This window comes from Xylella taiwanensis, assembly GCF_013177435.1.
GTDB lineage: Bacteria > Pseudomonadota > Gammaproteobacteria > Xanthomonadales > Xanthomonadaceae > Xylella > Xylella taiwanensis.
The window spans coordinates 921,721-939,018 of sequence record NZ_CP053627.1 but is presented as its reverse complement, the minus strand read 5'-3'; the positions used below and the strand labels follow the sequence as shown (position 1 = coordinate 939,018).

The window sequence follows — 17,298 nt, the reverse complement described above, 5'->3', positions numbered from 1 at the left end:
ATGCCTGCCGCAAAAGCCAGCCCAGTGCCTCTCATTGGCGGTGTACCATCCTCGGTATCTCATCACTGAGATGATGCATTGAAAATCTACCTTGTCGGTGGCGCCGTCCGTGACGCCTTACTAGGTCAGCCTGCTGGCGACTGCGATTGGGTCGTCGTTGGCACCGACCCAGCACACATGGAGAGCCTGGGCTTTAAGGCGGTAGGCCGTGACTTTCCTGTATTCCTACACCCCAAGACCGGCGAAGAATTCGCACTGGCACGTACCGAACGTAAAAACGGCCGTGGTTACCGTGGCTTTATCGTCAACGCTGACCCAGCGGTAACACTCGAACAAGATCTACAACGCCGTGACTTCACTATCAATGCGATTGCTCGCGACCAGAGCAATGGCACATTGATCGATCCCTATGGCGGCGTGCATGATCTTGAGCAACGCGTATTGCGCCATATTGGCCCGGCATTTGCCGAGGATCCACTGCGCGTGCTGCGCGCAGCACGCTTTATGGCGCGGTTGGCACCATTAGGCTTCAGCATTGCTCCTGCAACACTGGCAATGATGCGTCAGATGGCTGTCAGCGGCGAACTGAACAGTTTGACCCCCGAGCGAGTATGGAAGGAACTGAGCCGAGCCCTAGCCTGCTCGCAGCCATCAGCCTTCCTCCATACACTACACACGGTGAATGCACTCGACGTCGTGTTACCCGAATTAAACGCGTTATATGGGGTACCACAGCATTCAGACTATCACCCGGAAATCGACACCGGCATCCACCAAGAATTGGTCAGTGATATGGCTGCAAAGCTGGCGCCGGGCGATGTGCCAATCGGCTTCGCTGCACTGTGCCACGATCTCGGGAAAGCCCTGACCCCACGCGAAGCATGGCCGCATCATCCGATGCACGAGCAACGCGGGATAGCACCGACACAACAGCTCAGTGAACGGCTCAAAGTCCCACGAGATCACCAGCAACTCGCATTAATCGCCTGTCGCGAACACCTCAACGTACACCGTCTGTCAAAGTTATGTGATCACACCGTATACGAACTGCTGCAACGCTGCGATGCATTCCGCCGACCCGAACGGATCGCCCAGCTTGCGCTGGTGTGCGAAGCCGATTATCGAGGACGCTGTGGATACAAAGATGCCAACTACCCACAAGGACAACTATTGTGCCGACTGCACGCCGCAGCATTGGCAATGCACGCACGTGACCTTAACGCACAAGGTCTGCACGGCACACACATCGGCGCAGCACTGGCTAAAGCACGGATCCATGCGATCAACTTAGCTCAGGTCCACGATAGCGGAATGAGAACAGATGTTTGACGTGTGCCACGAAGCATAAAATCAAAGCGGCGTATTTCAGGCCATTGACAACATATTGAAGCATCCAACACACAACCACCGATGTCTGCCTCGCCATGCTGCCTGCACGGCTTGACATCTCGTACCTTAGCGCCTTGCCATTGAGAATAGCCGATCATCAGCGCGCCAGAACTCATGTCTGCACGCTACATGTAACGCGCTGCCAACGCGACGTGACCGTGCTTCCAAGCTGCTGAAGATCAAGAACGACTCGATCACAAACCAATTCAAAAACGAGCTGCTGTCAGCTTTGCTGGATCGAAGCAACATGACTTCAGAGCACGCGCAGCAGAACATGCGTCTAGCGCTTGCCATGCCGTCGGAACCATCCCACACAATCAGCACGCACCGAGGGCAACCCGTACCCTCCGTGATCATCGACGCAGCTATAGAGTGCAGTGTATGCAATGACGCACCATGATGACGCATGAACACGCTGACACACGAGTACGAGCCTGCATCACTTGGTCAAATGAATGTTTGACGAGCGGCCAAGCGTGCTGGGCCATCAGGATCATGGGATGGCAGGATGACTGTCGGCGTCGATGTTGCGTACTCGGTGATTCTACGAAGGGTATCCTTCGATAGCACAGGATCGAAGGTCACACCGTCCACCTTCCCGGAACGCAGAATGCCCTCAGCGTACGTCGCATCCCCAGCGATAAAGATCGACAGGTCGTCATTGCAAACCAACACGGAAACATGCCCGTTGGCGTGGCCTGGGGTCGGTACAAGCACGATGCGGCCGTCACGGGTGATTGGATAGGAGGAGGCGAACGGACCGACAGCAGGTCCAGTCAGTTCGATCAGCTCCGGCTTCAGCCAGATCGGCCAGTGCTGAGGCAGACAGCCTGCAACCTTACCCAAAAATCCACGTGAGGCATCATAGTTCTCCTTTGTCACTATGACACGAGTATGCGGGAAATGATTGAGGCCACCGGCATGATCGTGGTGCATATGCGTGAGAATAACGGCCTCGACGTCACGTGACGGATCGATATGCTTCGCCAGTAGCTGCGGGCCAATCTCTTCGTGCAACGCAACCTTGACCATCGCTTGCTTAGTGAAAAACGGATTCCAGCGGGGCAGGTATCCCGGCACAGCGTTGCGCCACGTGTCACCTGTATCCACAAGGAAACGACCTTCCGGATGTTCAATCAAGAAACAAAAAATGGGCAACGCTTCGGTCCAGTTTGGATCACGAAATATATCGAACTTGCGACCGATACCGTTCTTACCGTCTTGTCCTGCCTGTTGAGCGGTTTTGATACGGACTGTGCCGGTTTGAAACGGTGTGACTGTGATCACTGCGATTTCCTTCTTGGAAAAATGAATAAAACTCTATTTATATAGAGGTCTATTCGGATAAAGAGTAGATATTCTCTTGAATGAAAAACGCCATACTGCGCGGCGAATTTACGTACTGTAGTCAAGCCGACCCAAATCGGAAACTATATCTTTGCATTTATTAATTTTCTTCCTTTGCAACACTTCTGCTTTCTATTTTTCATAAAAATATTACCTTCGCACTTTATTGACTCACCAACATCCGAAAGACACATCTAACCACCCTGGATTTATGATCGAGCATCACTGGTCATCATGCTTAAGAAGAACCAATAGCACTCAGAGCTGTCTCGAACCCCCATAACATATCAGTAGCAGCAGGGTCACACCTTAATCTTGGTATCGATGCTATTGAATTATAAAGAGTTTTTATCAACCACTTACAGCCACAAGAAAATTATTTTAAAAATAAAGCACAATGAAAAACAAAAAGACTAAAAATCCAGCTAATGTAGTCCCCACTCTCAATCTTGAGAAAAATATAAGCAACCCATAAATCCACCATGCAATCGCATCATTGCATTACCGACAAATTCTGAACACTTTCATTTGGGCAGACTTATATTTCACCTCACCTTTTACTTGATATTAACCTGAGTTCCTTTAAATACCCATCAACCATAACAAAACCACATGTTGCGTTTGCGGAAAATTTCATTTAAAGCACATTATTAACTTATAAAATAATCCATGAATTTCATAAATTAAGAATATCACACATGACAAAACCAACACCTTGGCTCCTCTCATCATCAACGATTCAACAACATTGGATGACACGTTCACCACAACGGCTTAATACGCTTGCATATTACGATCATGGATTGAATTAAATACGCCAAAATTTATGTAATGGCGAATCATGTGTCCTGAGCATCCATTCACCTCGAACGACTCATTTCAATAAACATTAGCCACCCTCAACCAATGATCAAACATCAGGAAGGCAAATAACGCCATCAAATAAACCACCGAATAACCAAACGTTTTCATCGCAAACAATTCGTCGGGTGGATCAAGCATCCGCCATGCATACCAAAGGAACCCTGCATCCAACACCAAAGCACCACCCAGGTAAAACACTCCGCTCATGCCAGTGACCACCGGCAGTAACGTCACCACACTCAGAATCACCGTATACAACAAGATCTGACGACGTGTGTGTTGTACCCCATGGGTCACCGGCAACATCGGAATTGATGCCTTGGCGTAATCAGCACGGCGAAAGATCGCCAACGCCCAGAAGTGCGGCGGTGTCCACACGAAAATGATGGCTACCAGCAATGACGCATTGATCCAGTCTGCCGCTGTCGACAACCCCGTTACCGCCGCCCATCCCAGCATCGGCGGCATGGCACCCGCCAAACCACCAATCACAATGTTCTGCGAGGTCATACGCTTGAGGTACACCGTGTAGATCACCGCATAGCCGATCAGTGAAGCGAACGTCAGCACTGCCGTAATGAGGTTGACCCAAACGAGCAAAATCGTCATCGAAAGAGTGATCAACACACCCGCGAAAACCAGTACCTGCACCGGACGTATCTTGCCAACAACGAGCGGGCGCCATGAAGTGCGTGCCATCTGTGCATCGATTTTGGCATCCAGCAGCTGATTGATCGCCGCTGCCGCTGCCGCCGCCAGCCAGATGCCTAAAAATCCAAGCGCACCGGCCCGCACCTGCACAATACTGGGCATACCAGGGACAGCCAGAAACATCCCAACCAGAGCGGTGAATACAATCAATGCCACTACCTTGGGCTTCGTCAGGTCCCAATAGTCCCGAAATCGAGCCGCCATACTCACTCCGGGGCACGCAGACGTGCGAGTAGAGAAACTAACACGAAGACCAGTGCCACCGCGCCACCGTTGTGCATCACCCCCACCACCAACGGAACCGCCAATTTAACGTTGAGCACGCCAAGCATCACTTGCAACACCACCAGCAGCGCTAACACTACCGCCCAAGCGCGCATGCCCGGCCGGCGGGATAAACGCCAAGCCAGCCACACCAGATAGACAGAAGCCACAATCGCCCACAGCCGATGCGCCATCTGGATCGCAATCCGCGACGCACCGTCAAGCACACCTCCCTCATAATCCACACTGATCATACGCAGCAGAGTGAAGCCCTCACTGAAGTCCTGCGGCGGCCACCACTCACCCACACAACGCGGGAAGTTATCTACCAACCAAGCACCGCCGCCACACGCCAACGCCGCGTAGTTAGCACTGACCCACCCCCCCAACGCAATCTGCAACACCAGCACCACCAAACCCAAACGCAGCCAGCAACGCAGCTTGGTAGCATCACCCAAGGTGATCGGTAAGTGAGTCGCCCGCCAAGCCATCCACACCAGCAACGCAAACATCAGCAGACCGCCAAGCAGGTGACCTATCACAACGATCGGCTTGAGCAACAACGTGACTGTCCACATCCCCAATAATGCCTGGAAGATCACCACAGCCAAGGTCAGCACAGCGGCCCGAGACAAATCCTGGTTATTCCAACAGAACGCAGCGAACAGCAGGATCACCTCGCCCAGTACCGCCGCCGCCATTGCTCCTGCACGCTGGCCGGCCATGTACAACGGAATCGACAACACCACCAGCACCACGGCGCTGCAAATCTGAGCGACACCGAACCGACGGCGGCGTGCAGCCAACAGTGACAGCACTAACACCTCCACGCCCAGCATGCCAGCCAAGAAACGATGCACCTGTTCACGCCAGACTTTGTCCGTCTCCAATGGGCGGATCTGACTCGCCGCATGGGCATCCGCCTCCGCCGCCGTCTGTGGCCAAGTGATACGGCCATAGCACGTCGGCCAATCAGGACAGCTCATGCCAGCATCGGACAAGCGCACAAAACTGCCAAACATGATCGTGCTGGCGGTAAACAATGCGGCTAACCAAGCCATGCGATGGAAATGCCGGAACCGTACCGGCCGGGCAAATAAATCCATTAGAAAAAACTCACTTCAATGACAACAACTTCACTCACAAGCCCACACTTACTCCAACTACATTAGTCCCAATGAATACCGAAGGCATCACGCAACACGATGCAACGATCAAAGTCGATTACATACACCGACACCCCAGGGGCTGGTATCGTCCTCCCACAGCAAGCAGACATGCAGAACCGTCCTAAGCCGCAATCCCTGGCATTCATGCAAGATCGAACCCTTCACCAGCAGCATCCCGATCCACAGCATATCCCCCTGCAGTCAAGCTCAGTCCCCAACAACGACCAGACCATATGGATGCAGTGACAAGATCAGCACCTGACAGCACGCTCGCATGACCAACGCAATACAGCATTCAATCACCTATAGAGACGTCCTGGCATCACGGGGACAACGCAAGCAAGCAGAATAACTCACCCTAGTTGCGGTAAGCCCATTGATGCCCCATCGCCATCGAACAAGCACCACATACCCAACAACCTACGAACAGCCCACATAAAACAAACAACCTCTTGTAACTGCATCGATCTAAAGCAAGTGGCATAGCACTTTATGCCTACAAGACCTGCCTCAAACTTAGCCACTGCGGCGAAATGTCACACCTGCCCAGCACCACAGCGATGTGCAGCCGCACTCACCTGCTTTGGCGACGCCGCACCCATTACGCTCAATTCCAGCAACCACCACCTGATCCTAACCATGAGCAATCCCAAGGCCGAGCTTCACCAAGCAAAAGGGCGATTCACCGCCGCAGTAACGCACCACTCACACCCATAGGCCACTGGACTTGACAGACTCCGGAACACCCACTCACTGGGCGCCACACCGGCTGACGCGCTAGGCTAACGGACTCAACGCCCACATAGGGATGTCTGCATGACACGACCGGATTTGAATGAACGCATACTGTCACTGCGCAAACTGCGTCTAGCACAATGCCGTATACGCACTAGACGCACGGTCGAAAAGCGTGAAGGCGTTCGGCTCGAAATCAACGGACGCTGGTTGATCGAATTCTGTTCCAACGACTACCTAGGGCTCACCCAACACTTCGAAGTCATCGCCGCACTGCAGGATGCGGCCGCTCGCGACGGCATCGGTGCCACTGCTTCGCATCTGATCTGTGGTCACCACGCCGTACACAAAGCATTGGAGCATGAATTGGCCGAGTGGTTGGGCTATCCGCGGGCATTGCTGTTCAGCAGCGGTTTCGCAGCCAACTTGGCAGTGCAACAAGCCCTGCTCAACAAAGAAAACGACGTTTGCGTTCAAGACCGGCTCAACCATGCCAGCCTGCTAGACGCCACCCGTTTAGCAGGCTGTCGCCTACGCCGTTACCCACACCTGGACGTCGCTGGAGCGGCGCATCAGCTCAAGAACGCACCTGAAGGTGCAGCAATCCTGGCCACCGATGGCGTATTCAGCATGGACGGCGACATCGCTCCATTACGTGAACTCAGCTTGGTCGCGCGAACTCAGCAAGCACTCATGTATGTGGATGACGCACACGGTGTCGGAACGACCGGGCCCCAAGGGCGCGGCAGCGTCGCCGCTGCTTGGCTCAGCGTAGAGGAAGTGCCCTTACAATTAGTGACCCTCAGTAAAGCCCTGGGTGGCTACGGCGCAGCCGTGCTCGGCAATACCACGCTGATCCAACACTTGGCCGAAACCGCACGACCGTACCTCTACACCACTGCACTTCCCCCAGCGCAAGCCGCTGCAGCACTCGCCGCGATCCGCGTTGCACGGCGCGACGAATGGCGCCGGCAGCGCCTGCACGAACTCGTGGAGCGTTTCCGTGAAGGTAGTCGCCGCCACGGTTTGGACATCATGGCTTCAGACACGCCAATCCAGCCCTTGCAATGCGGCAATGAAACCACGGCAATGGCCATGTCAGCCGCATTGGAACGCGAAGGGTTGCTGGTCAACGCGATCCGACCACCAAGCGTACCGGAGGGAAAATCACGGTTGCGCGTGACCCTGTCCGCCCTACATACCCCCGAGCAGATCGACACATTAGTGCAAGCACTTGCACGCGCCCGCGATGCCATCGCCGCCGACATTGCGCCTGTACCGGTATAGCGTTCGACCTCAGGGCACTGACGCGCTCCTCCACCTCTCACAGCAATACAAGAAAAGCACAACACCGGCACGCTTGACCATCTAAGCACCTTACCGCCGATGACTCATCGACCGACAGACCACCCAAACCCCTCATATCAGCAACGAATGTAGCGATGCATATCGAAGTTACCGGGCATGGTCCGGCACTGGTTTTGATCCATGGTTGGGCACTGCACAGCGGTGTATTCATACCGCTAGTCGAGCAACTCGCCGACCACCACACGCTATACCTGGTCGATCTCCCCGGACATGGCCACAGCCACACGACTCCCACCCCACTGGCTCTGCCGCACGTGGTGCGCGCAATCGCTGCGGCCACGCCTCCAGCCGTGTGGCTGGGCTGGTCACTGGGCGGACTATTCGCACTGCACGCAGCAGCCACCCTACCTCAGGTACGCGGCCTGGTCATGCTGGCTGCAACACCATGCTTCATACGGCGCAAGGATTGGCCACACGCCGTCGAAGCCAACGTGTTCGCCCAATTCGGCCAAGATCTGAAGCAGAACTACACGGATACCATCAACCGGTTTCTTACCCTAAACACACTTGGGTCAACACACGGGCATACCGAGTTGCGCCAGTTACAGCACATTTTAAACACACGCAACACATCAAACCCCGCAACACTCCAGACCGGCCTGGACCTCCTCGAACGTACCGATTTACGTCGCGCCGTGATTGACCTCACACGTCCAAGCCTATGGATCGCCGGCCAGCAGGATCGGCTGGCACCCACGGCGAGCTTGCACGCAGCAACAGCATTGGCGCCGCGTGGCCAGACCGAGTTGCTCACCATCGCCGGCAGCGGCCACGCTCCGTTCCTCAAGCATGCCAATCAAATTGCGGCAGCACTGCGACACTTCATTGCCACCATCCACTAAACCGCTTGGTTTCAGCCTGAATACCGCTGCTCCCACACCCACCCGAGGTACTACACCCGTACGACCATCTCTCCTGCCCACCAGTACCACCGCACAACACAAAGGAAAGCACTCCAATACCACTCAGGTTACATGCGGCATCATGCTGATCGAATCGTTGACCCAAAGCATTCCATCACGCTCACTCGGAATGTGCAGATAGTTCAGCAACGGCTGGAGCCGCAATGCCGCAGGTGGCAGTGCGCCGCATCCAACCCAAGCGCTTGCAATATAGTCGGCATCACACACGCTTATCGCAGTTGCGCTCCTCCAGTTAGGGGAATCGGCACGGCATCAAGCACTGCCTGCTCCCCGAGGTACACTCATTGACTCTACAAGAGCAGACCATCGCACCCTATTGAATCGCAGACCGCTGTGCCGCAATACCTGCAACGCCAAGTACGGATTGACTGCATTGAGCAGCCTTCAATACCCATGTTCCCGGCCACCTGCTTACCGTCTCCACACCTTCCTGCTCAAATCAGTACCGATGCATTGCACTGCCGTATCACCTTAGCGGATGCAGCACACCCAGGTATTTTTGTCGAGTCCATCAAGACATCACGCCACTGCCAAGATCAGGCTCCATCCCTACCTAAAACCAAAGATCCCACCCATCGAAGATACTTTGGTACACGCTGCACAATGCAAACACCCGGAATCAATGTCCGCCACCAATACCAGCGCGATCGGCACTTGAACCGAATGGTGGCTTAGCCAACCAGAGGAACGGGACGATGACCAGAAACACCCAGCCAAGCGTATAGGAAATATCATTGAAGCCCATCTGAGAGGCTTGTTGGCTAATCATGGTGTTGAGAAAGGCAGCACCAGCCTGTAAATCGCCTCTTCCCATCGCAGTCACCTGCTCCTGCATGCCCGGCGTGTAAATCGAGATGTGCTCAACCAGATGTCCATGATGCTCAATCGTCCGTCGCGACAACAAGTAAGTGGTCAACGAAGCAGCAAAACTGCCACCGAGGGTACGCAGGAAAGTCGCCAAACCCGAGCCAGCTGCAACTTCGCGTCCTTCCAAATCCGATAGCAGAATCTGTAATACCGGCATGAAAAACAGCGCCACACCCACCCCCATCACCAACTGAATCATCGCCACATCGTAAAAATCGACCTGTAAATTGAAATTAGAACGCTGGAAACTGGTCGCCGCCATGAAGACAAAGGCAATAGTCGCCAGAATACGCAGGTCAAAACGCAATGCATATTTGGCGATGAACGGAGCCATGATCAGGGGCATGATGCCAAGCGGCGCCGTCGCCAAGCCCGACCAGATTGGGGTGTAACCCATATCACGTTGCAACCATTGCGGGATCAGCAGAGCGACGCTGAAGAACGCCGCAAAAACCACCACCATCACCAGCGTACCGACGCGGAAGTTACGGTGAGCAAACAGCTTCAGATTGACAATCGGCTCCTTGTCGGTCAACTCCCAGATCACAAACACCACGAGCGCGATCACCGAAACGCAAGAGAGCGTAACTATCAAATCTGAGCTGAACCAGTCCTCATCGTTCCCCAAGTCCAGCACAATCTGGAGCGCACAGACCCCAATCACAAGTAGGATCAGGCCAATGTAGTCGATCTTCGGGCGCTCAATCTGCTCGGGCCGTCCGTGCAATTGCGCACCAACGATGATACTGGCAGCGATACCGAATGGCACATTGATCAGAAAGATCCATTTCCAACTGTAGTTGTCAGTGATCCATCCGCCCAGGATCGGGCCTGCGATCGGCGCGACCACCGTGATCATTGCCAGCAACGCGAGCGCGTGTCCGCGTTTTTCTCGCGGATAAATCGACACTAGCAAGCTCTGGATGATCGGATACATCGGTCCAGCCACAAGACCTTGCAGGGCGCGCGAAACAACCAACATCTCCATGCTCTGCGCCAAGCCACACAGCAACGAAGCAATGCTAAAGGCCAACGTGGACCACACAAACAGCTTGGTTTCCCCGAAACGGCGACTGAGCCACCCCGTCAGTGGCAGGGTAATGGCCGTGCACACCGTAAACGAAGTAATCACCCAGGTCATCTGCTGTGAACTGGCGCCGAGGTTACCGGCAATCGTCGGCAATGACACGTTGGCAATGGTGGTATCCAGCACCTGCATGAACGAGGCCATTGCCAAGCCAACCGTACAAAGCACCATGCTTGGCACCTTGAACCCACCTGTCGATGCACCCGGCACAGAAGAAATGTGTAACGACATGGAAGTGCCTCAACCAGCCTTCGCCCGGTCGGGCAGATTCGCTTGGATGATACGATGGATATCTGCCTCAGCCTTCTGGAGTTGGCTGGCATAGACATCAGTATCGAACAACGGCTCCGACACGGGCTGGGACGACAACACGTTGCCCTGCTGGTCGTGCAGATCGACCTTGACCTTCATCGACAAACCGATCCGCAGCGGATACTCCGCTAACTGTTTTGGATCAATCACAATGCGTACAGGGACACGCTGCACGATTTTGATCCAATTACCACTCGCATTCTGCGCCGGCAACAGTGAGAAAGCGCTACCAGTCCCCAGACCCAGGCTTTGCACATGACCGTTGTAAATCACGCCCCCCCCATATAGATCCGAGCTCAGTAGCACCGGCTGTCCCAGACGCATCTTTTTAAGCTGGGTCTCCTTGAAGTTAGCCTCAACCCACACCTGTTCCAACGGCACTACCGCCATCAATACAGCGCCAGGCTGTACATGCTGCCCAATCTGCACCGAACGCCGCGCCACATAGCCGGTTACCGGCGTAACAATCGCGCTGCGCGCATGGTTGAGATAGGCTTGACGCAGCTGCGCTGCAGCCGCCTGGACGTCTGGCTGGGTCGCAATCACGGTATCGTCAACCAACGCACGATTACGTTCGAACACGTCACGTGAACCACTGACTGAGGCCTCAGCAACGACCAGCTCTTCGCGGGCATGGGCCAATTCCTCATTTGAGATCGCACCACTGGCAACCAGATCCTCGCGCCGCTTGACATCGGCACGCGCCCGCCGCAATGCCACCTCACGCACCAGCAGATCTGCCTTTGCACTATCGACACCATGGTACAGGCCACGCACCTGACGTACAGTCTTTGCCAGGTTAGCTTCAGCCTGCTGCAACGCGACCTTGGCATCGGCGGGGTCCAGCTTCACCAGCACCTGGCCACGTTCCACACGCATGCCATCGTCAGCAACAATGCTGACCACAGTCCCGGAAATCATCGAAGTAATCTGGACTTGATTACCCTGCACATAAGCATTCTCGGTCTCCTCATGCCAACGGCCATACAGGACATACCAAATAACCGCAGCCATGACGAGCAACATCACGATCACGGCGAAGATCTTCAGTAAGCGCTCCCGCCAGTTCGTGCGGGCAGCAGCAGAGATGGAGGTAGTATCACTCATGGAAAACATCTCAAAAATGCGAAGAAGCGGAGGGCACAGCAGTCGTACGCCCAACATCGGACGCAAAGCCCCCTCCCAGTGCGGTGCGCAACTTCATCGAAGCAACGACCTGTTGATACTGCAGCTGAGCCAACCCCTGGCGTACACTCAATAGCTGCTGCTGTACGTTGAGCACGTCCAGATAGCTGCTGATGCCGGCATGGTAACGCTGCTGCTCCAGTTCCACACTCACTTGCGCTGTATGCAGTGCGCGCTGCTGCCCCTGCAACTGCTGCTGTAACGAACGCATCACAGTCACCTGATCGGCGACTTCACGTAATGCCCCAAGCACCTTCGCGTTGTAATCAGCAACAGCAAGGTCGTATTGAGCATCACGATCAGCCAAATTGGCGCGCAACGTATTGCCATGGAACATCGGCAAACTCAGCGCCGGAGCAACCAGACCCAACGCCGAAGCGCTCTTGACCAAGCTGCCGACGTCCTTATTAACCAAACCACCGAGTACGGTGAGGTTAACGCTGGGATAAAACTCTGCTTTGGCTGCATCAATGCTCTTGGAGAAGGCCTCTACACGCCAGCGCGCAGCAACCACATCAGGACGATGACCGAGCAGATCAGCCGGTAGTACGCTGGGTAACTGCAGTGCTAATGCCACATTCAGCACCGGGCGCTGGATTTGCAAGCCACGATCCGGCCCCTGCCCCACCAACACCGCCAACGCAATGCGCGCCGCGCTCATCTGCTGCTGTACGACCTGACGTTGCTGCTCAGCAACCAGCATTCGAGACTGCACCTGACGTAACTGCACATCACTGTCGATACCGGCGCTGCGGCGTTGGCGCGTGAGATGAAGGGTGCGTTGCACCCGTGTCAGATCTGCATCGACCACATCCTGCAGCGCCCAGATGTAAGCGAGCTGAGCATAGGCCTGAGCGATGCTATCAATCAGGTTCAGTCGTGCTGCCTGCGTATCAATCTGCGCAGCATGCGCCTGATCGACCGCGGCTTCCCAAGCAGCACGCTTGCCGCCCCATAGATCCGGGGCATAGCGAAAATCCAGCATTGCATTAATGCTGTCGGTGTACTTACCACCCAATCGACTACCGACCATCGACTCGGGCAGTTGCATGCCTAGGTAACCAACAGAAACGGAAACACTCGGCTGACGATTGGCGTCGGCTGCACCCGCTTGAGCCTGGGCTTGACGCAGCCGGGCGACAGCGGTGGCCAACGAGGGACTATGATGCAACCCCTCTTCAATCAAGGCGTCTAACTGTGGATCACCAAACGCCCGCCACCAGTCTGTAGCAGGCCAATCCGCTCGACTGAGCCTGCTGGCAGCCAAGGTTTTGCCCGTCTGCAAACCAGATATTGCGAGCAAGCGTCCCTCAGAGCGCAATCCATGGCTGCCGGCACAAGCCATCAAGGCCAACGCTAGAGAAGCCACCAAAACAGCACGTAAAACACGCATTGTAAGCAATGGGAAACGGACAAGAGTCATGGCACATTGAGAGAATCGCGGATCCGGGTCAGCAGATGAATCAGTTGCTGCTGCTCATCCTCGGACAAGTCGCGTAAGGCATAAGCGATGGCACGCTCACCATGCTGTTGCAAACGTCCCCACAGAGCCCTGCCAGTCTCCGTCATAACGATCTGCAATGCCCGACGATCCTGGGCGTGCGGCTCACGACGCACCGCATCCATCGCTTCCAATTTGTCCAAGAGACGCGTCACAGCGCTAGGCGTCTGATTCAATGCTTGGGCCAACTTATTGGCCGTGCATGGCGCATGTATCGCCAGCACCTTTAGGCCTACGTAATGCGTGAACCCAAGATCACGAAACTCCTGACGTACCTCCTCATCCAATTGACGCACGACACCATCACGGACTTGACGGAACAGCAGACTAATGGATGTAGATGGATACATAGCGCAAACATTAATTACAAAAAGAATTATTGTCAATAAAAATATTTCTTTCGCTAAAATACCACGTGACATCAAAATCTGGGGCAACACGTAGCAACACATTGGGACAAGCTACGGTGTTGCTGGGTGAACTGCTCTAAGCATTGATCGAACCATGACACCTATAACCTGCAAAAACCGCACATACCACCTCCAGAAACACTGGATTACACTCATTTCATAGGTTTTTTCAGCGCGCTACCACTCTTTGCAATATCCCACCAACTGCCACCTGACCCACCGAGTCTGGCGCAACTTGGCTTCCTGGGTCGCATACGGATAATCGACTCCTGAATCTGACCACGTCACACATCCGTGCAGACCGATTCATCATTTATCTCGAAAACACTTCCACACAATGACCGATCTGACTCGCCCCACCTTCCATGGCTTCGAACAGATGCCACTGCGCGAATACGCCGAACGTGCCTATCTTGATTACTCAATGTATGTCGTCCTCGATCGCGCGCTCCCCTTTATCGGAGATGGTCTCAAGCCAGTACAAAGACGCATCATCTACGCCATGAGCGAATTGAACCTCAATGCCGCCGCAAAACCGAAGAAGTCTGCACGTACGGTTGGCGACGTGATCGGTAAGTACCATCCGCACGGCGACTCAGCTTGCTACGAAGCACTCGTGCTGATGGCCCAGTCGTTCTCATACCGTTACCCACTGATCGAAGGGCAAGGCAATTTCGGTTCTTCCGACGACCCGAAGTCATTCGCAGCGATGCGCTACACCGAATCCAAGCTCACCCCGATTGCTGACGTCCTACTCAGTGAACTGAGCCAAGGCACAGTCAATTGGACAGCGAACTTTGACGGTACCCTGGAAGAACCTTCGTGGCTGCCGGGCCGCCTTCCCCACCTGTTGCTTAATGGCACCACTGGCATCGCGGTTGGCATGGCGACCGACGTACCACCGCATAATCTCAACGAAATCGTCAGTGCGCTGGTTCATCTGCTTGACGACCCAGACGCCACTATTGCCAAGCTGTGTGAATACGTCCGCGGTCCTGACTACCCAACCGCCGCTGAGATCATCACACCACCCAGTGACCTACAAAATCTATACGAGACGGGCAATGGTAGTGTGCGTACCCGCGCCACCTACCAGAAAGAAAGCGGCAACCTGGTGATCACCTCCTTGCCTTACCAAGTGTCCCCGTCCAAAGTCATTGAACAGATCGCCCAGCAAATCCGTTCCAAAAAGCTGCCCTGGCTGGATGGCGAAGGGGTACGCGATGAATCCGACCACATGAACCCGGTGCGTATCGTGCTGTTTCCACGTTCCCAACGGATCGACGTGGAACAACTCATGGGCCACCTGTTCGCAACCACCGATCTAGAAAAGAGCCATCGGGTGAACCTCAACGTGATCGGCCTGGACGGCCGCCCGCAAGTGAAAACCCTGAAACAGCTGCTCACCGAATGGCTGAGCTTCCGCAGCAACACGGTCACCCGCCGTCTCAACCATCGGCTACAAAAAGTTGAACGCCGCCTCCATCTGCTGGAAGGCTTGCTGATTGCCTTTCTCAACCTGGACAAGGTGATCCGCATCATTCGCAATGAGGACGAGCCCAAGCCAGTCCTGATCGCACAATTTGGCCTGTCAGAGACGCAGACCGAATACATCCTCGACACCAAGCTACGCCAACTCGCGCGCCTGGAAGAGATGGCGATCCGCAGTGAACAAGACACGTTGACCAAAGAACGCGGCCAGATCATCGCGATCCTGGACAGCAAAGTCCAACTAAAAAAGCTGATCAAGGATGAATTATTGGCCGATGCTAAGCAGTTCGGCGATCCACGCCGCGCGCCACTTGTCAAGCGCCAAGCCGCACAGGCCATTGATGAAAGCGAACTGGTCGCCAGTGAACCAATGACCGTGGTGCTCTCAGAGAAAGGCTGGATCCGCGCCGCCAAAGGCCACGAAGTCGATCCAAGTGGGATGTCTTATCGTGAAGGCGACTGTCTTCTGGCGGCCGTGCGGACCCGCAGCACCCATCATGTCTCCTTTCTCGACTCAGAAGGACGTGCCTATTCAACACTAGTGCATACCCTACCCTCGGCGCGCGGCAACGGTGAACCACTGACGGGACGCTTTTCGCCTGCCCCTGGTGTGTCATTCCAAGCCATGGCCAGCGCTGACAATAACAGCCTGTTCGTGTTGGCCTCATCTCACGGCTACGGTTTCATCACCCGGTTCGAAAATCTCACCGGACGAAACAAGGCTGGTAAAGCACTGCTTAATCTGACACCTGGCGCGCAAGTGCTGCCACTGGCGGCACTGACTGACGCGCAACATGATCGCATTGTCGCGGTGACCAGCGCCGGCCACCTGCTAGCGATTGCAGCGGGCGAGCTGCCGGAGCTAGATAAAGGCAAGGGCAACAAGCTGATCGACATTCCAAAAGCCAAACTGACCACCGAACGCGTGGTGGCTGTCATCGCAGTCGCTTCGAGTCACACCCTGCTGATCTGTAGCGGCGAACGAACGATGCGCCTTTCATTTAAAGATTTAGACACTTATCTTGATGCACGTGCCAACCGCGGCCGCCTGCTGCCAAGGGGCTGGCAGAAAATCGACACACTCGATATCCAGTAACAGACATGGCAAAAGCTACGCAATAACGCAACATGGAAACTTGCAGATGAGGCTGCAGTAGCCACAGACCACCATTTCCGGTTTCTTACCACACTAGACAGGGTGTTCTGAATTGATCACTTGACTGTTCGTTGAAAATAATTCCGTCTGTATGCGTGGTTTATGCGGCTCCTTGCAGCTTGATGCCATGAATCGACAACACGTGTACGGGTTGTATATGCATGCGGTTTTACCGCGCACCTGCAAAGCAAGATACGTGGGACATCCGCTAGTAGCACCGTACGCATGCACAAACCATCTTTCCAAGACAAAAAACGACGCACGATAAAAAAACCAAGCAAATCTAGGAATCTCTGAAATTCGCAGTACCAAGTATCCAACACCCAGAAGGCAATGCGGTCTCGCTTGAGGTCTGCTGGCTGGACAACGACTGTACGCAACCCAAGACTTTCGCTCCTAAAACCAAGGGCTGGCTCGGGTAGTAGTCCGGTTTGGTGGTCACCTCCGGGTTTCTATCATGTCTCATCAATCCATTTCCATTCTTCTTTGCCACCCTTGGTGCTATTCCCCACACTACAC

Annotated in this window: 11 protein-coding genes; 4 read left to right on the top strand and 7 right to left on the bottom strand. The window is 54.6% G+C overall.

The annotated features are described in order from the left end of the window. The first annotated feature begins 78 nt into the window (after nt 1-78). Nucleotides 79-1,329: a multifunctional CCA addition/repair protein gene (locus tag PLS229_RS03975; RefSeq protein ID WP_038272671.1), complete on the top strand. Its 1,251-nt coding sequence runs from the start codon at nt 79-81 to the stop codon at nt 1,327-1,329. Nucleotides 1,330-1,836: 507 nt separating this feature from the next. Here the strand turns inward: PLS229_RS03975 and PLS229_RS03970 are convergent. From PLS229_RS03970 to PLS229_RS03960, 3 genes are all read right to left on the bottom strand, one after another. Continuing rightward, on the bottom strand, nt 1,837-2,676 hold the full coding sequence (locus PLS229_RS03970) for an N-acyl homoserine lactonase family protein (protein WP_051482375.1): 840 nt from the start codon (nt 2,674-2,676) through the stop codon (nt 1,837-1,839). A 939-nt stretch (nt 2,677-3,615) separates the two neighbouring features. Next, nucleotides 3,616-4,515 carry a heme o synthase gene (gene cyoE / locus PLS229_RS03965; RefSeq protein WP_038272675.1) on the bottom strand — a complete coding sequence of 300 codons (900 nt, stop codon included), beginning with the start codon at nt 4,513-4,515 and terminating at the stop codon, nt 3,616-3,618. Nucleotides 4,516-4,517: 2 nt separating this feature from the next. Continuing rightward, complete coding sequence (locus PLS229_RS03960) at nt 4,518-5,681, bottom strand: COX15/CtaA family protein (RefSeq protein WP_038272676.1); 1,164 nt, start codon at nt 5,679-5,681, stop codon at nt 4,518-4,520. An 879-nt stretch (nt 5,682-6,560) separates the two neighbouring features. Here PLS229_RS03960 and bioF point away from each other — a divergent pair. Both bioF and bioH read left to right on the top strand, forming a co-directional pair. Then, on the top strand, nt 6,561-7,766 hold the full coding sequence (bioF, locus tag PLS229_RS03955) for an 8-amino-7-oxononanoate synthase (RefSeq protein WP_038272681.1): 1,206 nt from the start codon (nt 6,561-6,563) through the stop codon (nt 7,764-7,766). 155 nt (nt 7,767-7,921) lie between these two features. After that, entirely contained in the window at nt 7,922-8,689 is a 768-nt protein-coding gene (bioH, locus tag PLS229_RS03950; protein WP_038272683.1) for a pimeloyl-ACP methyl ester esterase BioH, read from the top strand. A gap of 700 nt (nt 8,690-9,389) precedes the next feature. Here the strand turns inward: bioH and PLS229_RS03945 are convergent. From PLS229_RS03945 to PLS229_RS03930, 4 genes are read right to left on the bottom strand one after another with little or no spacing between them, the layout of a single operon-like run. Next, nucleotides 9,390-10,955, bottom strand: a complete 1,566-nt coding sequence (locus tag PLS229_RS03945; RefSeq protein WP_051482376.1) for a DHA2 family efflux MFS transporter permease subunit — start codon at nt 10,953-10,955, stop codon at nt 9,390-9,392. 9 nt (nt 10,956-10,964) lie between these two features. Further along, a complete protein-coding gene (locus PLS229_RS03940) occupies nt 10,965-12,143 on the bottom strand; it encodes an HlyD/EmrA/EmrK family protein (RefSeq protein WP_038272696.1) in 1,179 nt (392 codons plus the stop codon). 10 nt (nt 12,144-12,153) lie between these two features. Further along, the gene (locus PLS229_RS03935) at nt 12,154-13,644 is read right to left on the bottom strand and encodes an efflux transporter outer membrane subunit (protein ID WP_038272685.1); all 1,491 of its coding nucleotides are present in this window, start codon (nt 13,642-13,644) and stop codon (nt 12,154-12,156) included. Beyond that, a complete protein-coding gene (locus PLS229_RS03930) occupies nt 13,641-14,072 on the bottom strand; it encodes a MarR family winged helix-turn-helix transcriptional regulator (RefSeq protein WP_038272687.1) in 432 nt (143 codons plus the stop codon). The genes PLS229_RS03935 and PLS229_RS03930 overlap by 4 nt, the downstream gene beginning before the upstream one ends. Nucleotides 14,073-14,469: 397 nt before the next feature. Between PLS229_RS03930 and parC the strand changes: the two genes are divergently transcribed. Beyond that, nucleotides 14,470-16,719: a DNA topoisomerase IV subunit A gene (parC, locus tag PLS229_RS03925; RefSeq protein ID WP_038272689.1), complete on the top strand. Its 2,250-nt coding sequence runs from the start codon at nt 14,470-14,472 to the stop codon at nt 16,717-16,719. Nucleotides 16,720-17,298 lie beyond the last annotated feature (579 nt).

What these genes read in the sequence shown, in the direction of transcription:
- PLS229_RS03935 (WP_038272685.1), bottom strand. Translation starts at nt 13,644, where the DNA reads ATGACTCTTGTCCGTTTCCCATTGCTTACAATGCGTGTTTTACGTGCT.
- bioH (WP_038272683.1), top strand. Translation starts at nt 7,922, where the DNA reads ATGCATATCGAAGTTACCGGGCATGGTCCGGCACTGGTTTTGATCCAT.
- bioF (WP_038272681.1), top strand. Translation starts at nt 6,561, where the DNA reads ATGACACGACCGGATTTGAATGAACGCATACTGTCACTGCGCAAACTG.
- PLS229_RS03930 (WP_038272687.1), bottom strand. Translation starts at nt 14,072, where the DNA reads ATGTATCCATCTACATCCATTAGTCTGCTGTTCCGTCAAGTCCGTGAT.
- PLS229_RS03940 (WP_038272696.1), bottom strand. Translation starts at nt 12,143, where the DNA reads ATGAGTGATACTACCTCCATCTCTGCTGCTGCCCGCACGAACTGGCGG.
- PLS229_RS03945 (WP_051482376.1), bottom strand. Translation starts at nt 10,955, where the DNA reads ATGTCGTTACACATTTCTTCTGTGCCGGGTGCATCGACAGGTGGGTTC.
- cyoE (WP_038272675.1), bottom strand. Translation starts at nt 4,515, where the DNA reads ATGGCGGCTCGATTTCGGGACTATTGGGACCTGACGAAGCCCAAGGTA.
- PLS229_RS03960 (WP_038272676.1), bottom strand. Translation starts at nt 5,681, where the DNA reads ATGGATTTATTTGCCCGGCCGGTACGGTTCCGGCATTTCCATCGCATG.
- parC (WP_038272689.1), top strand. Translation starts at nt 14,470, where the DNA reads ATGACCGATCTGACTCGCCCCACCTTCCATGGCTTCGAACAGATGCCA.